The following is a 16827-nucleotide window of genomic DNA, read 5'->3' on the forward strand; positions in this document are numbered from 1 at the left end:
CTTGAAAGTATAAAATTTCAAACCTTGAAAAGAATCACGTTCCCACTACTTCAGGTTCTCTCACCCAAAAAGTTGGATGATCAGTTACTCAAGTCACAACTTGGATATCACACACACCATTTAGAGAAAGCAACAAAGGTTCAGTATGCTGAGGGAAGAGGTGTAGATAGAAGAAATAGAGTTATGTTGTTATTGGAAGAGTATGAAAGGAGAGGTCTGGATATGGAGACAGACTTAATCAATTGGGTGAAAAAAATTATCATAATCTTTGATTCCAGGAAACCCGGTGATGATCCTAATATTGAAGTTTATAAAGATGATGGTTTTGAGGTTGATAAAGAATATTTGGATAAAATAAAAAAGAGAACTTCGACCAGGTTTTGGACTGCAAGGTCTGTGAAATTGTCTATTGTAAAGGAATTAATAACCGTTGGACTCTCCGCATCAAACACATGTGACAGACAAACACTTAAAATCTGTGTCAGGCAGAACCCGGTTAATAGTTTCGAAGTAGGATCGAGTTTAAATAAAAGCATGTTCAAAAAAGCACCGGTAGTGATTTATATTGCCGCAGATACTCGATACTACCATGGAGAATATGAAGGTCCTTTAGATGTTGGTAATTTTGGAGCAACATTCTGTTTAGCTGCTGAAGCTTTTGGAATAAAAAGTTGTCAGATGTATCGAAGTGAGTCGGCAAACCAAAAGGCACTGAGGAAAATGTTTGGCCTGAGTAATGAATATTACTTTTACTTGGCTATTGCTATGGGGTATCCTTTGGAAAATGCTGAAAAACCACCTCGCAAACCATTAGAAGATTTTATAATCCTGGAAAAAGGAGAATACTTGAATGAAAAGGGGGTTAAGTATCCATAAATTTAATATTTATAACCTTACTTTTCTTGATATGAATATCGATCGTATAATTCGGTATTTAATCATTTTTTATTTGTTCCATATTGTTTTTTATGAATATATCCAGTTTGGACTTAAGCTTGGAATCCCAGGGTTTAGTTTACTAGATGAATTTGCACTTTTCTCAGCATTTTATCTTTTGCTTTGGAAGAAAAAAGCAAAAGACTTGTTTGTAATCATTGGTCCGTTTATTCTGGTTGCTTTTATTTCATCTTTAATAAATGGGATTCATTTTTCAAGGTTGATCCAATTTTTGGTTCTTTACTTGAAACCTGTCATTTTTTTATATTTAATCTTGGAAAACAATCTGTTAGGCGGCAAGGACAACCTGTTAATTTACAAAGTTTTTATTTGTCTTGGAGTTGTTCATTTGTTAATGAATGGCGGTTGGTTTTTGGATCTAAATCCGTTACCACATACAAAGACCTCAGTAGGTCCTGGAGAATACCATACATCTGGAGACAATGCTGTTGGTACTTTTGGAAGTAGTACCAAGCAAGCTTACTTCATGATTATTCTGATCATTTCGGTTGCAATATTACACATCAATAGAATAAACATCTTTAATCGCCGTTATGCTAACATTTTGGTTATTCTGTTTTTGGCAGCAAACTTCATTCTGACAGAAACAAACCATGCAGCTTTTATTCTTCTTTTTTCATCTGTAGTTATTCTATTCTTCATTGTAGATTCAAGTACGATCAGTTTAAAAACTAAATTGGTCATTATAGGGGCAATAATCATTGTATTTGCTTTAACCATCTTACTTTCCGTAGTATTTTTCCTTGGTGGAAAAGGTAGTCTAACATTTTTTGAACAGATTTTCAATTTTTTACCACTTCTTGAATATAAGTTTCATTTGTTCTTCGAAAGCGAGAAAGTCAAAATGTACCTGGATATATTCTCTGGAAATCTTGGTCTTGATACTTTCTTTGGTTGGGGTCCAACAAATGATTTTAGTGCTTTGGGACTTCAATATTATCCTGAAAGGTTGTCTAAAATTATACCGGTAACAGGAATTTACGGAATACTTGATGTTCCTTCTAGCGGCTATATTGATTTGATTTTAAATTGTGGATTATTTGGACTAGTATCATACTTTTTGATCTTTGCTTTTATGATGAAAGGGGAAATTAGGAGTCAGGTGTATTTAAAACCTATTACTTCATCAATCATAGTTATAATTTTAGTAATAGGCATTATGCATCCCATCTTTGTAGACCAAATAACTTTCCCAATAGCTCTTTGTCTTATTGGTGTAAATACTTACAGTTCAAATGAAAGACGTGATTAAAGTTTTACATGTATGCCATACCTTTTTTCCTAAGGGTGTTACAGGAACAGCACAGCGGATCTTTCAAACTGCTCCAAGAAAAGGCTTCTTTAATTACATCATAGTACCCGATAATGAGAATAAAATCATAGAATTTAAAGAGGGTTTTGAGGTCCACTTTGTTAAAATTAAAAAGGGGATGTTGGGGAAAATTTCCAATCATCTTATTGCAAGAAAACTTGGTTGCTATGCTACAAGCCTAATCATTAACAATAGGATCGATATTTTGTATGCTCACAATCCACTTATCCCTGCTTTAGCTGCTAAAAAGATATTTCAGACAAATTCAAATCTTAGGATGGTCTATGAACCACACAACCTATTAAGGTTTGAATACAATATTTTCCTAGATACAAAAGGAAATTTTCTGCCTAAGTGGCTGAAGAAGTATTATTTTAATTATATGCTTCGAGTTGAAAGGTTTTTGTTGGAGAAATCGTCAGTTGTTATTTGTCAGACTAATAAAGTTCAGAAAAGACTCAAAGAATATTATCAAGTTCGCGAGGAAAAGATGGTTTTGGCTCAAAATGGGCGGGGAGAATTTGAAACCGCGAAGATTGCAGGTGTAAAATCGAATTTAAATCATTTTTGCGTTTTTTATGGAGGACATTTAAGTAAGCAAAATGGATTGGACCTGATTCTTGTAATTGCATCAAAAAATCCAGCAATAGAATTCAGGATCGCGGGTCAGGGTCCTCTTCAACAGGAAATCACCTACCAAGCAACCCGTCTGCCAAATTTGACTTTTCTTGGAGCTTTAAATTATGACGAATATATAAAACAATTACATTCCTCAAATGTGGTATTGTTATTAAGACCTATTAATGAGGTAAATCACACTTATATTCCAATGAAAGTCATTGATGCCATGGTGTTCGGGAAATCAATTATTAGCACCCATTTAGAAGTAATCTATGAACTTAGCAAAAGTTATAATGGATTTTACTTTTCCGACAGAACTGAGGAAGACATAATTTCCAAGATCTATCAGGCAAAAGAAGTGGGGAATTCAAACATAAATTCAATAGAATGGCCAACTTGGGAACAAGTAAGACACAGAGTGGAAAGCGCAATGCAAATGAATCGATAAGAATATTTCATATAATAACTGATCAAAATGTAGATTCAATCAGACAAGGCGTTTTTCTGTCTCAGGTAATAAATTGGATAACAATACTGAAAGCAAAACATTTAGATATTGAAGTAATTCTATTTCTTAGGCATTCAAATTCTGCAAAGTCTAAGGCTAACCTAGCAAGTAATATTCGCTTTATTACAGAAAAGTATGAGGTTCCTGTTAAGGTATTCTCTTTCCGAGCGTTTCATCGGTTTGATTTCATTATTTATCGATATGTTTATTTGATCAAATTATTCTTATATCTAAAAGGATATAACGATAGAAGAACCATACTTCATGGAAGAGGTAGTTCAGCTACAAATCTGGCTAAGAAAGTTAATGATTGGCTTGGTAAAAGATTTAAACTTATTTATGACTGCAGAGGTACAATAACTGAAGAAATTAGTAGGGGTGAAATAAAGAATTTTAAAAAAATAATAGGCTGGCTAAGATATAGGAAAGCATACCTTGAAGAAAAGAATGCACTAAATGGGTCAGATGCTATTATCGCGGTTAGTAAAAAGCTTATTCAGGATGTAGAAAGTAGGTTTGCGTCTCAAATAATGAGAATTGAAAAATACGTTATACCAACTTGTGTTGATGGGAACCTGTTTTCTTTCAACAGTATGAAAAGAGAGGCAATCCGAAAAGATCTCGGTTTTTCAGCTTCAGATATTGTATTTGTCTATTCAGGAAGCTTAAAATATTACAGCAGTCCGGATTATATTTTTGAATGTTTTGCTTTGATGATTCAACATTTGAAAAATGCTAAGGTCCTTGTGTGTACCACGGATAACTATTTTGAAATTGCTTATAAGCAAATACAGAAAAATAACATACCTCCAGAAAAAATTATCTTAAGGAGTTTGCAGATTGAAGAAATCCCAGGCTACTTAAGTGCATCTGATATTGGATTTGGGGTGAGAGTGAATGACACTATTAATAGTGTGGCATCTCCAGTGAAAATTGCTGAATATCTATGTTGTGGACTACCTGTGCTTGTTAACAATAATTTAGGAGATTACAGTGAAATAATTAGCAAATATGATTTGGGAGCGTGTATGAATTTCGAGGATTCTCATCAAGAAAAAATTAAAGCAATAAAAGGAGTTGTTTCAAAAAAGTTTGATAGAGAAAAAATTTCCAGATTTGGGTCTGAACATTTTGTGAAAAGCAGGTTTAAGGACCTTTTTTTAGATGATATATATATATAATTCAGATTCAAGAGGGGATATGACAAGATAAGGAATGGGGAACTTTTCTAAGAAAATAAAAAATGTAATCTGGTTTTACTTGGGAAGGTTTCCCTCTATGCTTTTTCTTTTTAGATTTTATAAATTTCTAACGAGAAGAAATTTTGGGATAGTATCCAAGTCCACAGATCTAATTATTGAAGGATATCCGAGAAGTGGAAATACTTTCGCCCTTGTGTTACTAAAATTTGCAGCAGTAAATGATCTAAATTATGCCCATCATATTCATTCATTGGCCCAAATTAAGTTTGCTGTTAAAAACAATATACCCGCTGTTATTCTGATTAGGAAGCCTGTTGAAGCAATTGCTTCCTATGTGGTAAGACAACCTTTTGTAAGTCTGAGAAGGGCTTTGATATATTATATAGCTTACTATGAATACGTTAAAAGGATAAAAAACAAAGTAATCGTTACGAACTTTGATAGGGTGATCCAAGAGCCAGCCTATTTGGTTAATGAAATATCAAATACATATGGCCTGCCTTTCAAATTGGCCAAATATGATGAAAACTTCAAAAATAAAGTTAATGATGAAATCAAACGTCTTGACAGATTAGATCAAGGGACCTCTGAACATAACCAACTTACAGTTTCAATTCCCACTAATAGGAAAGTCGAAAGGAAAAAGGAAATTATAAAGTGCCTGATGGATAATCAAGAATTAGCTTTATTGCTGGTGCAAGCTAACAATATTTACAATCTCATCATGAAATGAAAATTCTTCAGGTACATAATTTTTATAGAACCCCTGGTGGTGAAGATCAAGTATTAACTCAAGAAAAGTCACTACTTGAAGCACATGGAAATGAGGTTATTCAGTTTACTGTGGATAACACCACATCACTGAAACGCGTTTATGATAGAGTTAGGCTTTTTTTTAGGACTCATTATAATTCAGAAAGCAAAAGAAGGCTAGCGACTGTTTTGGAAGAAAAGAAACCGGATATAATACATGTCCATAATTTTTTTCCGTTGTTAACTCCTAGTATTTATGATGCTTGCCACGATGCTGGGGTTCCAGTTGTTCAAACATTGCATAATTTCCGAATCATGTACCCAAATGGTCTCTTATTCCATGACGGGAAAATTGATGAACGAACGGTTAATGGAAATGCATTTGTTACAGTACCTGACAAGGTTTATCAAAATTCATATATTAAGACATTTGTTGTAGCGGCCATGATTGAATACCATAAGTTTTTAAATACATGGAATACTAAAGTGGATGCCTTCATTTGTTTGACCGTCTTTTCTAAACGAAAATTTATTGAGTTTGGAATTCAAGAAGATAAGATTTTTGTTAAACCCAACTTCATAAAATTAGAACTAACTGAAAAAATTAAAAATACACCAAAAATAGGCCAATACTATTTGTACATCGGTAGACTCTCAGAAGAAAAAGGAATCGAACTCCTTTTAGAAACCTGGAAAAAGCGCAAGATTGAGGATAGCTTGATTGTAATTGGTGGAGGGCCATTAGAATCTCGTCTACATGAATTATATGCAAATCATAATCAAATAAAGCTATTAGGTAGAGTTTCTCATATCAAAACAATGGAATTTTTGAAATCCTGCCGAGCATTGATATTTCCATCTATTTGGTTTGAGGGATTTCCAATGACTATCGTAGAAGCGTTCAGTTTTGGTAAACCAGTTATAACCAGCAATATGGGGAATCAATCAAGAATTGTGGAGGATTCAATAAGCGGTATTCATTACAACCCGTTTGATGATAGTACACTTGTTGAAGCATTGCAGGTTTTAAAAAACAATGACTTTTATAATCAACTGTCTCAAAATACAATAAGACAGTTTAATGAGCAATATTCAGATGAAATAAATTATCAAATTCTAATGTCGATTTATAAGAAATGTCTTGATAAAGAAGGAAGTGTATAGTGATTTAGCACCTTATATAAAGATGGGGGAATAAACCAAACATTTTATGATCAGAACTGACGTTTTTGGGATAAACTTTTATCAGGGAACGTATGGGAAAGCAGTAAATGAAAGTTTTGATGAATCAGGATACATTTGCTTTGTAAATTCTCATATGATCTACGAGCACCATCGTAACCCTACGTTTGAGGGTATTTTAGAAAATTCACGATTCAATTTTCCAGATGGAATGCCCTTAGTTTATGCATTAAGGTTTTTCTTAGGGAAACATCAAGAGCGAATAGCTGGGAATGATTTTATTTTCGACTTAGTCAAAAAGGCTCATAAACAGGGGCTAAAGATGTTTTGGATAGGAGGTAGTAAAGAAGTACTAAGCATTATTTCGGATAAACTGAATAATATCGGTGTTATGAATCAAACGCTTTCCCCACCGTTTATCCCTATTGAAAATTTTAATTTTGAAGAGCAGGCTGCGATCATTAATAAATACTCCCCTGACATTGTTGTCGTTGGTCTTGGCTGTCCAAAACAGGAAATTTGGATGGCAAAAATGAATGACAAATTAAAGGCTCCTATGTTTGGAGTCGGTGGAGCATTCCTGCTTTTTGCAGGGATTGATACAAGGGCACCAAAATTTATGCGTAATATGGGGTTGGAATGGGCATACAGGTTAATGTTGGAGCCAAAACGTTTGATTAAGAGATATTTGGTCACAAACACCTATTTTTGTTGGTTATTAATAAAAGAATTCATTAGAATCTTCAGGTAATATAATCTAGCATTTACCCTTTTGGCGAAAGGCTAGCCTTCATACTTACTTTACTTAACTTAGGCCACCCTTGTAATCACATAACTTACAGATACATAGATATTTACATCCTTGGTATTGGATAGGTAAACCCCGAAATCGGCCAAATATGGCTTTTTTCGGGGTTTGGTGTTAAATTACAGTTACGTACAAAATAATTCAACACTTGAAAGATAGCATGCAGCAAGCTCTTTTCCAACCTAAGGAGTACCGACACCCAAAATTGTATTTATTCAAGCAGACCAAACTTGGCCGCATCCATGATACCATCCCGTGGGAAGAGCTGGAGGATTGTTTGCCCGTCCAGGATACCAGCAAGCCTGGCCCGAAGCCCTGGTTCTCCAATAAGGGGATGTTTGGGTTGATGTTCCTAAAGCATTTGATCGATACCAGTGATGAAAAACTGATAGACCGTTTCAATACCGATTGGTCTTTGCAACTGTTCTGTGGCAAATTGCTCGGTGAAGGGGAGATGATCAGGGATCAGGCCATGGCCTCCAGGGTTCGAGGGTATATGGCGGAACATGCGGACTGGGAAGCTGTCCAGCAGGTGCTTTTAGAACACTGGAAGAAGGACATGGAGTCGTTACATATACTGTTTATGGATGCCACCTGCTATGAGAGTTACATCCGCTTCCCCACAGACGTAAACCTGCTATGGGAATGCTGTCAATGGATCTACGACCTTATTTTTAAGCTTTGCAAGCTTTTGGGCATCAAGCGTCCTCGCAACAAATTCATTGACCAGAAAAGGAAACAGCAGGCGTATTCAAAGTTGCGCCGGAAAACCTATAAAAAAGGGAGAAGACGCCACCGGTCATTGGTATACCTGCTTGAGAAGGGCCTGGACCAGCTGCAAGGGTTGTTTGATGACCACCCAATAGTACTTACTGGGAAGCAGACCATTTATTTAAAGACCATTAAACAGGTTTTATCACAGCAAAAAGTAATCCAGGAAGACTCCTCGGCCAAGATACCCGAGCGTATCGTCTCTTTGCACAAGCCTTATATACGCCCCATCGTTAGAGGGAAAGAGAACAAGCCAGTTGAGTTTGGAATGAAGGCACATATGCTCCAGTCAGGAGGGGTCGTCTGGTTTGACAAGATGGAGTTCAAAGCCTTTAATGAATGTAAATCACTCAAAACCAGCTTCTTCAAACATACCAAGCATTTTGGGTCGTGTTTCCAACTGGCTGCTGACAGGATATATGCCACCAATGAGAACCGTAATTTCCTAAAAGGAAAAGGGGTTTTTCAAAGCTTTGCCCCAAAGGGACGGCCCGTTAAAGATCCCAAACAAGCAAAACCGGAAGCTGTGCTCAGGGGAGAACTTAACAAAGTCCGGTCCACACACTTGGAAGGGGCTTTTGGCAACCATAAAAATCATTATGGGCTAAGAAAAGTCAAGGCTCTCAGCGAAAAGACCGAACGCATCTGGGTGTTTTTTGGAGTAATGTCAGCCAATGCCTCAAAAATCGCTGACAGGAGGTTTAAAACAAACAACAAAGAACCAGCCCTTCAATTAGCAGCATAAAACTACACCTTCACCAAAGGTGTACATGGGATAATTGTGCCCATACATGTCTTATATGCTTTCTGCACCTATTCTTAACGTTGAAATTGTATTTTTTAAAGAAATCAAATCCCCATGTACAACCACAGGTTATGCTTGGTCAAGGACAAAGCCCTTCAAATATACTTTACAAAAAACGTCTTGTTTGGAACAAAACCTAATTACAAGGGAGGCCTAACTTAATGCTTTTCCTCACTTTATCATGTTATAATAAACCTAACACCCTTTAGCACTTTAACAAGAATATCGCCACTATTCTACAGTAACACTTTTAGCCAAATTCCTTGGCTGATCCACATCACAGCCTCGTTTTAGTGCGATATGATAAGATAGGATCTGAAGCGGAATGACGGCCAGCAATGGTGAAAGTGCATGGTGTGCTTTTGGGATCTCTATGCTATAATCAGCCATTGAGGCAACAGTTTCATCTCCTTCATTAACGATGGCAATCACCTTACCTTTTCGGGATTTTACCTCCTGAATATTGGAGACAATTTTCTCGTATGAAGCATCCTCTGTAGCGATGAAGACTACTGGCATATCTTCATCAATAAGCGCTATGGGGCCATGCTTCATCTCGGCAGCCGGATATCCTTCGGCATGGATGTAGGAGATCTCCTTGAGTTTTAAGGCGCCTTCCAGGGCTACGGGGAAGTTGTTGCCACGCCCCAAGTACAAGAAGTTTTTTGCGTCTTTGAACTTCTCAGCAATGGTTTCAATAAGCACATTGCTTTCTAATACTTTAGCTACTTTATCCGGGATTTGAGCAAGTTCTGTAATGAGGGTTTGAAATTGAGACTGGGAAATAGTGCCTTTTATCAGCCCAATTTTAATCGCAATCATAGATAATACCGTAACCTGGGCAGTAAATGCTTTGGTAGAAGCTACACCTATTTCCGGTCCGGCATGTAAATAAGCCCCTTCGTGTGTTTCTCTCGCAATGGAAGAGCCCACAACGTTTACTACCCCAAAAACAATAGCTCCTTTAGATTTAGCTAATTCAATAGCTGCTAAAGTATCAGCAGTTTCGCCGGATTGAGAGATGGCTATAAATACATCTCCTTCTTTGATAATAGGGTTTCGGTATCGGAACTCAGAAGCATATTCCACCTCTACGGGGATTCTGCAAATATCTTCAAAAAGGTATTCAGCTACCAGACCCGCATGCCAGGAAGTGCCACAGCCCAATAATGTGATTTTGTTGGCGTTAATGAGGTGATTGCTGTACTCGTTAATTCCTCCTAAAACCAGTTGGCCTCTTTCGGGGACCAGTCGTCCACGCATGCAGTTGGCGATCGATTCGGGCTGCTCAAAGATCTCCTTTTGCATAAAATAATCGTAGCCTCCTTTCTCGATGGCATCCAGCTCCATATCAATGGTCTGAATATGCGGGTTTTGCAGTGTGTTATCCAGGTCCTTGACCGTATAGCCGGTGGCATCAATTACAGCCATTTCATTTTCTTTCAGGTAAATGACTTCATTGGTGTATTCAATGATAGGTGTTGCATCGGAAGCAATGAAGTATTCGTTATCTTTTATACCCAGAACCATGGGGCTTCCTTTCCGTGCTGCAAAAAGATGATCCGGATCATTTGCTGAAAGCATCACCACCGCATAAGCGCCAATGACTCTTTTCAGGGCTATTCGAAAGGCTTCTTCAGTTGAAATTTTTTCAGTATCCCGGATAAACTGAATAAAGTTGACCAGCACTTCGGTATCAGTCTCACTTTGAAAAGTAAAACCATTGGTCTGAAGCTCCTTTTTCAACGATCCGTAGTTTTCAATAATACCATTGTGGATGATGGCCAGGCTTCCGTCCTGGGAAAGGTGTGGGTGTGCATTTACATCATTGGGTCCACCATGTGTGGCCCACCTGGTGTGCCCGATACCTACACCATTTTCGGCTTTGAAGTGTTCTGAGTTCAGCTTATGTTCCAGCTCAGCAACTTTCCCCTGTTTTTTACAGGCATGAAGGTTGCCCTTGGTAAACCCGGCAATTCCCGCGCTATCATATCCCCTGTACTCCAGCCGTTTTAGTCCTTTTATGATCACTTCGGCCGGATTTTTTTCACCTTTATACGCAACTATACCACACATAGTCTGGTTTTTATAGATTAAGCTGCAAAGTTAACCTTTCAGAGACATTGTGAAAGCCATAGGCTATGGGAAATTTCGGGGTGGATTGTTGATCCATTCATGTACAATTCTACCGTCATCGAAAGCGTTTTGTAAAATAATTCGTATTACGCCTATATCTTTTGTGAAAATGATATATATTGGTTCCTTATTAGATCACAGAGCATGTATTTGCCTGTCGCTGGAATGCTCCTCACGTTTTATGGAAATCATGCGAAGTTGATAAACGTAAAATTGTTTTTTTAACCAAACCCATTGTTATGGCACAATTGCTTTATGACCGTGACTCCACGGCTAAACACTTGAATGCGGCACGAAGGCACATGCGACTCTGCCGACGGCACAACCAGGGCAACCTGGCGGACCAGATGAACCCTCATTACGAGGCTCTGCTGGAAAGCCAAGAAGCAACCACCGGTAAGTCAAACCTGAGGGAGGATGCTTACGATGACATGAGGCTGGCGGATGATACGCTGGATGATGCCGTTCGGAACGCTTTTGCAGCAACCGAAACTTATGATCGTCAGAATCCGGGAAAACCGGTTATGCGAAGGGTGTTTCCTGATGAGAAATTTGGAGACATCGTAAGAGCCCCACTCCTGAAAGAACCGGATCTGGTAGAGGGGCTGGCCGTCCGGATCGAGTCGTTAGGGGAAGAGCATACCCTCTACCCGCAGGCAGCTATACTCCGTACACGGACGGAGGAAAGCAGGACGGCAATCAATAGCTATACCGAGGCGGTCCGGAACGAAAAGCTGGCAGAGGCGGAAGAAGAGATCGCGCAGGCAGCCCTAAGGCGGCAGTATGAATCAAACTACCTGGAAGCCAGGATGAACCTGGGTAAAAGCCTTGCCGAACGGCTGTACCCCAGCTTGTCATCTCCAAAGGCCTCTCTGGGGGATACTCCACCGGTTAGCCAGGAGGACATAGCGGCGTAAAGTACTTCTCAACCTTTAAAAGTGCTCTGCAATTCATTGTAGAGCACTTTTCATTAATGAAAACCCCTTTACGACGCGTCGTAATGCACCATCAAAGCGTGAAAAGCACATTACAATTCGTCGTAAAGTCCTTTCAAAACTTGCAAACAGCATTACAATCCGTCGTAATATACTTTTCAACCTTGGAAAGCATGTTACAAGGTTTTGTAATGGGGATTTAAAGCGTGAAAACCCCTTTACATGAAATTGTAAAGCACTTTTCATGCTTGTAATGCAGATTACAAGGACTTTTTTGGCTGTTTGGTCTGAATTCAGGTGATTATAATGTTAATCGTGCACGGCTCCCCCTTACCAAAGGGGGTTGGAGGTTGTTTGCCAGGTGGCGGACTGAGGAGTGACTGACAAGAAGTGCTGACCCATAGATTCTCTCCATGAGTGACAGCCTGTCCAAAACAGTGATGCCATGACTTTATATATTGACAAGGCCGAACCTCATCCCCGACCCTTCTCCTAGAGGAGAAGGGAGCCTCTGATTTTCAGTTTCCGGCAAGGGTCGCCTTTCCCACCTGACGAGCGCTAGGCAGTGCTACGGCAGGAACCTGGGCCAGGCTTTTACTGAGTTTACTTGTAATCCATCGCGATATCATACCTTGTATATTCGGATTACTATTCCCATTTTGCAAGGTAAAATATACCCATCCTTCCCAAAGAGCAGAAAACATTGCTTGCTTATTGCCTGACCGTTGACCTTTGGCTGTTAGCAATTGACCATTGACAATTTGATTTTATGTTTTAATCCTTAATCTTTTGTCTATAGTCTTTTTGCCTATTGCCTACTAACATTAGCTGTTGGCCATTGGCTTTCATTCAATTCACAATTCACCATTTTCAACTTGCCTATTGCCTATTAAAATTGAATGCCTACACCGGTGACAAAAGCAATTCTATACTACCTTTGCGGTCAATATGAAAAAAGCATTAATCACGGGGATCACCGGTCAGGATGGAGCGTACTTAAGTGAGCTACTTTTAGAAAAAGGCTACGAAGTGCATGGAGTAAAGCGTCGGGCTTCTCTTTTCAATACAGACCGAATTGATCATCTTTATCAAGATCCCCATAAGCAAGGAACAAAACTGTTTCTACATTATGGTGACTTAACAGATTCCATGAATCTGACCCGGCTGATCCAGGAGATCAAACCGGATGAGATCTATAACCTGGGCGCCATGTCCCATGTACGGGTAAGCTTTGATACGCCGGAATATGTGGCTAATGTGGATGCAACAGGTACCTTAAGGCTGCTGGAAGCTGTACGTTTATTAGGACTTACAGAGAAGACCCGGATCTATCAGGCTTCTACCTCTGAACTTTACGGTAAAGTTCAGGAGGTGCCTCAAACGGAGAAAACGCCTTTCTATCCACGATCGCCTTATGGAGTAGCTAAACTGTATGGCTATTGGATCACCGTAAATTACCGGGAAGCGTATAACATGTACGCTTGCAATGGGATCCTTTTTAATCACGAGTCTCCACTTAGAGGTGAAACCTTTGTGACCCGAAAGATTACGCGTGCTGTTTCCAAGATGGCTCTTGGACTTCAGGATGTTGTGTATATGGGGAATCTGGATTCGAAGCGAGACTGGGGACATGCCAGGGACTATGTACGAGGGATGTATCTGATGCTCCAACAGGATGAACCGGAAGATTTTGTACTCGCCACAGGGACTACAACCTCCATTCGGGATTTTATGCGGATGGCTTTTGAAGAAGTAGGTGTGGAGCTGGAGTTTAAAGGCCAGGGTGTGGACGAAGTGGGGCTGGTAAAGTCTGCATCCAATAAGGATTATGTTTTTAAACCAGGCCAGGAAGTGGTACGGATCGATCCGAAATATTTCCGTCCTACGGAGGTGGACCTGCTCATTGGTGATCCTACCAAAGCCAGGGAAAAGCTGGGCTGGGAACCGGAATATGACCTGAAAGCCCTGGTCAAAGAAATGATGGAGAGTGATTTGAAGCTCTTCGAGCGAGATAAATATTTATTGGAAGGAGGGCATGATGTTTTAAAACAAGCCGAATGATTCAGCCCTGGCTAGAGCAACTGTCGGTCATAGACCCGAAAGAATTCCCTCTCCTGTTGGAGAGGGCTAGGGTGCCCGACCAGGGGTGAGGTCAGGTGGTCATGATGTGCTGAATCAGGCGGAGTGATTGGTTTTTAGCTATTAGCCATGTGGAGTCTATGAAGATGCTTTAGAAAGCTTACCATGGAGGATAGATTCCCTTCGGGAATGACTTTCTTCTCCTATTGGTGTTTTCACCAGCAGTTTCATGCATAAATTTGGATTGTTGGTAAAAAAACCAATAACGAGGGGCGGGAAAAATAACTGTTTGAGTCTCTCCCGCAGGGAGTCTATGGAGAGCTTTAGAAAGCGTACCATGAAAGATAGATTCCCTTCGGGAATGACTTTGAAATTTTGGATTAGGTGTCTGAGCGAGCATAGTAAAAACTGAATTGAAATTTAAATTGTTACCTTTATCTAATGTAAATGGCATAATAATGATTATTGAACAAACTAAAGATGAAATAATTTTCAAACTGCCAGCAAACCTCAATATAGAAGAGCTGCAGGAAATGGCTGACCTTTTAGAAGTAAAAGAAATTTCCCACAAGTCAAAAGCTACTCAAAAAGAAGTGGATGAGCTCGCAAAGGTTGCTAAAAAAGGAAGATGGAAAAAGACCAGGGCTAAACTTGGCCTATGAAGGTAGTGGTTGATACCAACATTATATTTAGCGCTATGCTAAATACAAACAGTAAAATTTCATTTATACTCCTTAAGCCCAAATCAGGGTTGAATTTCTATGCTACCAAAGTTTTAATAGATGAAATTCATAAACATTCGGGAAAATTAAAAAGAATATTGACCCGAAGGCCTTAGAGAAAAACACTCTGGAGTCACTCCCGCAGGGAGTCTATGAAGATGCTTAGAACGTATCATGAAGGATAGATTCCCTTCGGGAATGACTTTTCGCCCTATTGGTGTTTTCACCAGCAGTTTCATGCATAAATTTGGATTGTTGGTAAAAAAACCAATAACGAGGGGCGGTAAAAATAAACTGTGGGGTCACTCCCGCAGGGAGTCTATAGAGAGCTTTAGAAAGCGTACCATGAAGGATGGATTCCCTTCGGGAATGACTTTGAAGTTTGAATTATTGGTCAGAGATCAACAATGTGGGGCGGTAAAAATAACCGTTGGGTCACTCCCGCAGGGAGTCTATGAAAATGCTTAGAAAGCGTACCATGAAAGATAGATTCCCTTCGGGAATGACTTTGAAATTGGATTATTGGTCAGAGATCAACAATGGGGGTGGTAAAAATAAACCGTGGAGTCACTCCTGCAGGGAGTCTATGAAAATGCTTAGAAAGCTTACCATGGAGGATAGATTCCCTTCGGGAATGACTTTGAAGTTTGAATTATTGGTCAGAGATCAACAATGTGGGGCGGTAAAAATAACCGTTGGGTCACTCCCACAGGGAGTCTATGAAAATGCTTAGAAACGTATCATGAAGGATAGATTCCCTTCGGGAATGACTTTAAAATTTGAAAGAAGTCCTTCTCCTCATGGAGAAGGAAACAGGATGAGGACATGAACAAAAACGCAAAAATATACATAGCAGGTCACCGGGGCATGGTGGGGTCAGCGATTGTTCGAAAACTGCAATCAGCAGGATTTTCAAACCTTGTTTACCGGACTTCCGCCGAACTGGACCTGACAAACCAGGCAGCAGTCAGTGCTTTTTTTGAAAAGGAAAAACCCGAGTATGTTTTTTTAGCCGCAGCTAAAGTGGGGGGCATCCACGCGAATAATGTCTATCGTGGACAGTTTCTTTATGAAAACCTGATGATAGAAGCCAATGTGATCCATCAGGCTTATTTATCCCGAAGCTTCGGGATGAAAAAGCTACTTTTCCTGGGAAGCTCTTGTATCTACCCCAAGCTGGCAGCTCAGCCCATCCATGAGGATAGTCTGCTGACCGGTCCGCTGGAGCCCACCAATGAACCTTATGCCATCGCCAAGATCACCGGCATCAAGTTGTGTGAAACCTACCGGGATCAGTACGGAGTAGACTTTATCAGCGCTATGCCTACTAACCTTTATGGTCCCAATGACAATTATGACCTGAACAATTCGCATGTGTTGCCGGCCCTGATCAGGAAGTTTCATACGGCCAAAGTAAATGGAGTCAAAGAGGTAGAGATCTGGGGGACGGGCTCGCCATTACGGGAGTTTTTGCATGTAAATGATCTTGCCGAGGCCTGCCTGTTCCTGATGGAAAATTATTCGGACGGCCAGACCATCAATGTCGGGTTTGGTGAGGATCTTTCGATCAAAGACCTGGCTTTGCTGGTCAGGGAAGTTGTTGGCTTTGAAGGCGAGCTGGTTTTTAATACCGACAAACCGGATGGGACCCCTCGTAAGCTGATGGACAGCTCTCGCCTGAGAAGCCTGGGCTGGCAGCCAAAGATTGATCTGAGATCCGGAATCCGGAGTGTTTATCAGGAAGTGGATAAGTCCGGTTGGAAATAAGAAAGACGAAAGGGGCACGGTCACCCTAAGCCGACCATCCCTCCTAAAACAGACAAGACAACTTGACCACCCCCAACCCCTCCTAAAACAGGAGGGGAGTTGGGTTAGCGGTATGATTGGTAGTTTACTGTCAACTTTTTAGAATTTATAATTTTGCAGTGGACGCTGCTCCCCTCGCAGGGGAGCTCCCGCCAGCTGGCGGGTGAGGGGTCCACAAGGGGAGGTGCCTGGAAGGCGGAGGGGTTTCACCTGGCAAGGGGAGCTCCCGC

General features: G+C 40.0%; 16 protein-coding genes. 15 read left to right on the plus strand and 1 reads right to left on the minus strand.

Annotated elements, in window-relative coordinates:
* Window positions 1-24 precede the first annotated feature (24 nt).
* The 8 genes from AC3E9V_RS02330 (at window position 25) to AC3E9V_RS02365 (ending at window position 8859) form a co-directional block, all read left to right on the plus strand.
* Window positions 25-876, plus strand: coding sequence for a nitroreductase family protein (locus AC3E9V_RS02330; RefSeq protein ID WP_488751575.1), 852 nt, complete (start codon window positions 25-27; stop codon window positions 874-876).
* A 31-nt stretch (window positions 877-907) separates the two neighbouring features.
* Window positions 908-2209, plus strand: a complete 1302-nt coding sequence (locus AC3E9V_RS02335) for a hypothetical protein (protein ID WP_488751576.1) — start codon at window positions 908-910, stop codon at window positions 2207-2209.
* Window positions 2193-3338, plus strand: a complete 1146-nt coding sequence (locus AC3E9V_RS02340; RefSeq protein ID WP_488751577.1) for a glycosyltransferase — start codon at window positions 2193-2195, stop codon at window positions 3336-3338. The genes AC3E9V_RS02335 and AC3E9V_RS02340 overlap by 17 nt, the downstream gene beginning before the upstream one ends.
* On the plus strand, window positions 3278-4579 hold the full coding sequence (locus tag AC3E9V_RS02345; protein WP_488751578.1) for a glycosyltransferase: 1302 nt from the start codon (window positions 3278-3280) through the stop codon (window positions 4577-4579). Before AC3E9V_RS02340 ends, AC3E9V_RS02345 begins: the two co-directional genes overlap by 61 nt.
* Before the next feature lie 34 nt (window positions 4580-4613).
* On the plus strand, window positions 4614-5333 hold the full coding sequence (locus AC3E9V_RS02350; RefSeq protein ID WP_488751579.1) for a hypothetical protein: 720 nt from the start codon (window positions 4614-4616) through the stop codon (window positions 5331-5333).
* On the plus strand, window positions 5330-6517 hold the full coding sequence (locus tag AC3E9V_RS02355; protein ID WP_488751580.1) for a glycosyltransferase: 1188 nt from the start codon (window positions 5330-5332) through the stop codon (window positions 6515-6517). The genes AC3E9V_RS02350 and AC3E9V_RS02355 overlap by 4 nt, the downstream gene beginning before the upstream one ends.
* Before the next feature lie 46 nt (window positions 6518-6563).
* Window positions 6564-7286 carry a WecB/TagA/CpsF family glycosyltransferase gene (locus AC3E9V_RS02360; protein WP_488751581.1) on the plus strand — a complete coding sequence of 241 codons (723 nt, stop codon included), beginning with the start codon at window positions 6564-6566 and terminating at the stop codon, window positions 7284-7286.
* A 205-nt stretch (window positions 7287-7491) separates the two neighbouring features.
* Window positions 7492-8859, plus strand: a complete 1368-nt coding sequence (locus AC3E9V_RS02365) for a transposase (protein ID WP_488751241.1) — start codon at window positions 7492-7494, stop codon at window positions 8857-8859.
* A gap of 291 nt (window positions 8860-9150) precedes the next feature.
* Here AC3E9V_RS02365 and glmS read toward each other — a convergent pair whose 3' ends face one another.
* Entirely contained in the window at window positions 9151-10995 is a 1845-nt protein-coding gene (gene glmS, locus AC3E9V_RS02370; RefSeq protein WP_488751582.1) for a glutamine--fructose-6-phosphate transaminase (isomerizing), read from the minus strand.
* Window positions 10996-11294: 299 nt separating this feature from the next.
* Here glmS and AC3E9V_RS02375 point away from each other — a divergent pair, with 299 nt between their 5' ends.
* From AC3E9V_RS02375 to AC3E9V_RS02405, 7 genes are all read left to right on the plus strand, one after another.
* Entirely contained in the window at window positions 11295-11972 is a 678-nt protein-coding gene (locus AC3E9V_RS02375) for a hypothetical protein (protein ID WP_488751583.1), read from the plus strand.
* A 966-nt stretch (window positions 11973-12938) separates the two neighbouring features.
* Window positions 12939-14051 (plus strand): GDP-mannose 4,6-dehydratase, encoded by a 1113-nt coding sequence (gene gmd / locus AC3E9V_RS02380; RefSeq protein WP_488751584.1) that lies wholly within the window; start codon window positions 12939-12941, stop codon window positions 14049-14051.
* A gap of 476 nt (window positions 14052-14527) precedes the next feature.
* Window positions 14528-14731 carry a hypothetical protein gene (locus AC3E9V_RS02385; protein WP_488751585.1) on the plus strand — a complete coding sequence of 68 codons (204 nt, stop codon included), beginning with the start codon at window positions 14528-14530 and terminating at the stop codon, window positions 14729-14731.
* Window positions 14728-14907 (plus strand): PIN domain-containing protein, encoded by a 180-nt coding sequence (locus AC3E9V_RS02390; RefSeq protein WP_488751586.1) that lies wholly within the window; start codon window positions 14728-14730, stop codon window positions 14905-14907. The genes AC3E9V_RS02385 and AC3E9V_RS02390 overlap by 4 nt, the downstream gene beginning before the upstream one ends.
* Before the next feature lie 58 nt (window positions 14908-14965).
* Window positions 14966-15259 carry a hypothetical protein gene (locus tag AC3E9V_RS02395; protein ID WP_488751587.1) on the plus strand — a complete coding sequence of 98 codons (294 nt, stop codon included), beginning with the start codon at window positions 14966-14968 and terminating at the stop codon, window positions 15257-15259.
* Window positions 15260-15269: 10 nt separating this feature from the next.
* Window positions 15270-15524: a hypothetical protein gene (locus AC3E9V_RS02400; RefSeq protein WP_488751588.1), complete on the plus strand. Its 255-nt coding sequence runs from the start codon at window positions 15270-15272 to the stop codon at window positions 15522-15524.
* Between the two features lie 92 nt (window positions 15525-15616).
* The gene (locus tag AC3E9V_RS02405; protein WP_488751589.1) at window positions 15617-16558 is read left to right on the plus strand and encodes a GDP-L-fucose synthase family protein; all 942 of its coding nucleotides are present in this window, start codon (window positions 15617-15619) and stop codon (window positions 16556-16558) included.
* Window positions 16559-16827: the final 269 nt, after the last annotated feature.

Source organism: Marinoscillum sp. HNIBRBA16962, from assembly GCF_057801515.1.

What these genes read in the sequence shown, in the direction of transcription:
- AC3E9V_RS02345 (WP_488751578.1), top strand. Translation starts at nt 3,278, where the DNA reads ATGGCCAACTTGGGAACAAGTAAGACACAGAGTGGAAAGCGCAATGCA.
- AC3E9V_RS02355 (WP_488751580.1), top strand. Translation starts at nt 5,330, where the DNA reads ATGAAAATTCTTCAGGTACATAATTTTTATAGAACCCCTGGTGGTGAA.
- AC3E9V_RS02390 (WP_488751586.1), top strand. Translation starts at nt 14,728, where the DNA reads ATGAAGGTAGTGGTTGATACCAACATTATATTTAGCGCTATGCTAAAT.
- AC3E9V_RS02335 (WP_488751576.1), top strand. Translation starts at nt 908, where the DNA reads ATGAATATCGATCGTATAATTCGGTATTTAATCATTTTTTATTTGTTC.
- AC3E9V_RS02395 (WP_488751587.1), top strand. Translation starts at nt 14,966, where the DNA reads ATGAAGGATAGATTCCCTTCGGGAATGACTTTTCGCCCTATTGGTGTT.
- AC3E9V_RS02405 (WP_488751589.1), top strand. Translation starts at nt 15,617, where the DNA reads ATGAACAAAAACGCAAAAATATACATAGCAGGTCACCGGGGCATGGTG.
- glmS (WP_488751582.1), bottom strand. Translation starts at nt 10,995, where the DNA reads ATGTGTGGTATAGTTGCGTATAAAGGTGAAAAAAATCCGGCCGAAGTG.
- AC3E9V_RS02375 (WP_488751583.1), top strand. Translation starts at nt 11,295, where the DNA reads ATGGCACAATTGCTTTATGACCGTGACTCCACGGCTAAACACTTGAAT.
- AC3E9V_RS02400 (WP_488751588.1), top strand. Translation starts at nt 15,270, where the DNA reads ATGAAAGATAGATTCCCTTCGGGAATGACTTTGAAATTGGATTATTGG.
- AC3E9V_RS02340 (WP_488751577.1), top strand. Translation starts at nt 2,193, where the DNA reads ATGAAAGACGTGATTAAAGTTTTACATGTATGCCATACCTTTTTTCCT.
- gmd (WP_488751584.1), top strand. Translation starts at nt 12,939, where the DNA reads ATGAAAAAAGCATTAATCACGGGGATCACCGGTCAGGATGGAGCGTAC.
- AC3E9V_RS02360 (WP_488751581.1), top strand. Translation starts at nt 6,564, where the DNA reads ATGATCAGAACTGACGTTTTTGGGATAAACTTTTATCAGGGAACGTAT.
- AC3E9V_RS02385 (WP_488751585.1), top strand. Translation starts at nt 14,528, where the DNA reads ATGATTATTGAACAAACTAAAGATGAAATAATTTTCAAACTGCCAGCA.
- AC3E9V_RS02350 (WP_488751579.1), top strand. Translation starts at nt 4,614, where the DNA reads ATGGGGAACTTTTCTAAGAAAATAAAAAATGTAATCTGGTTTTACTTG.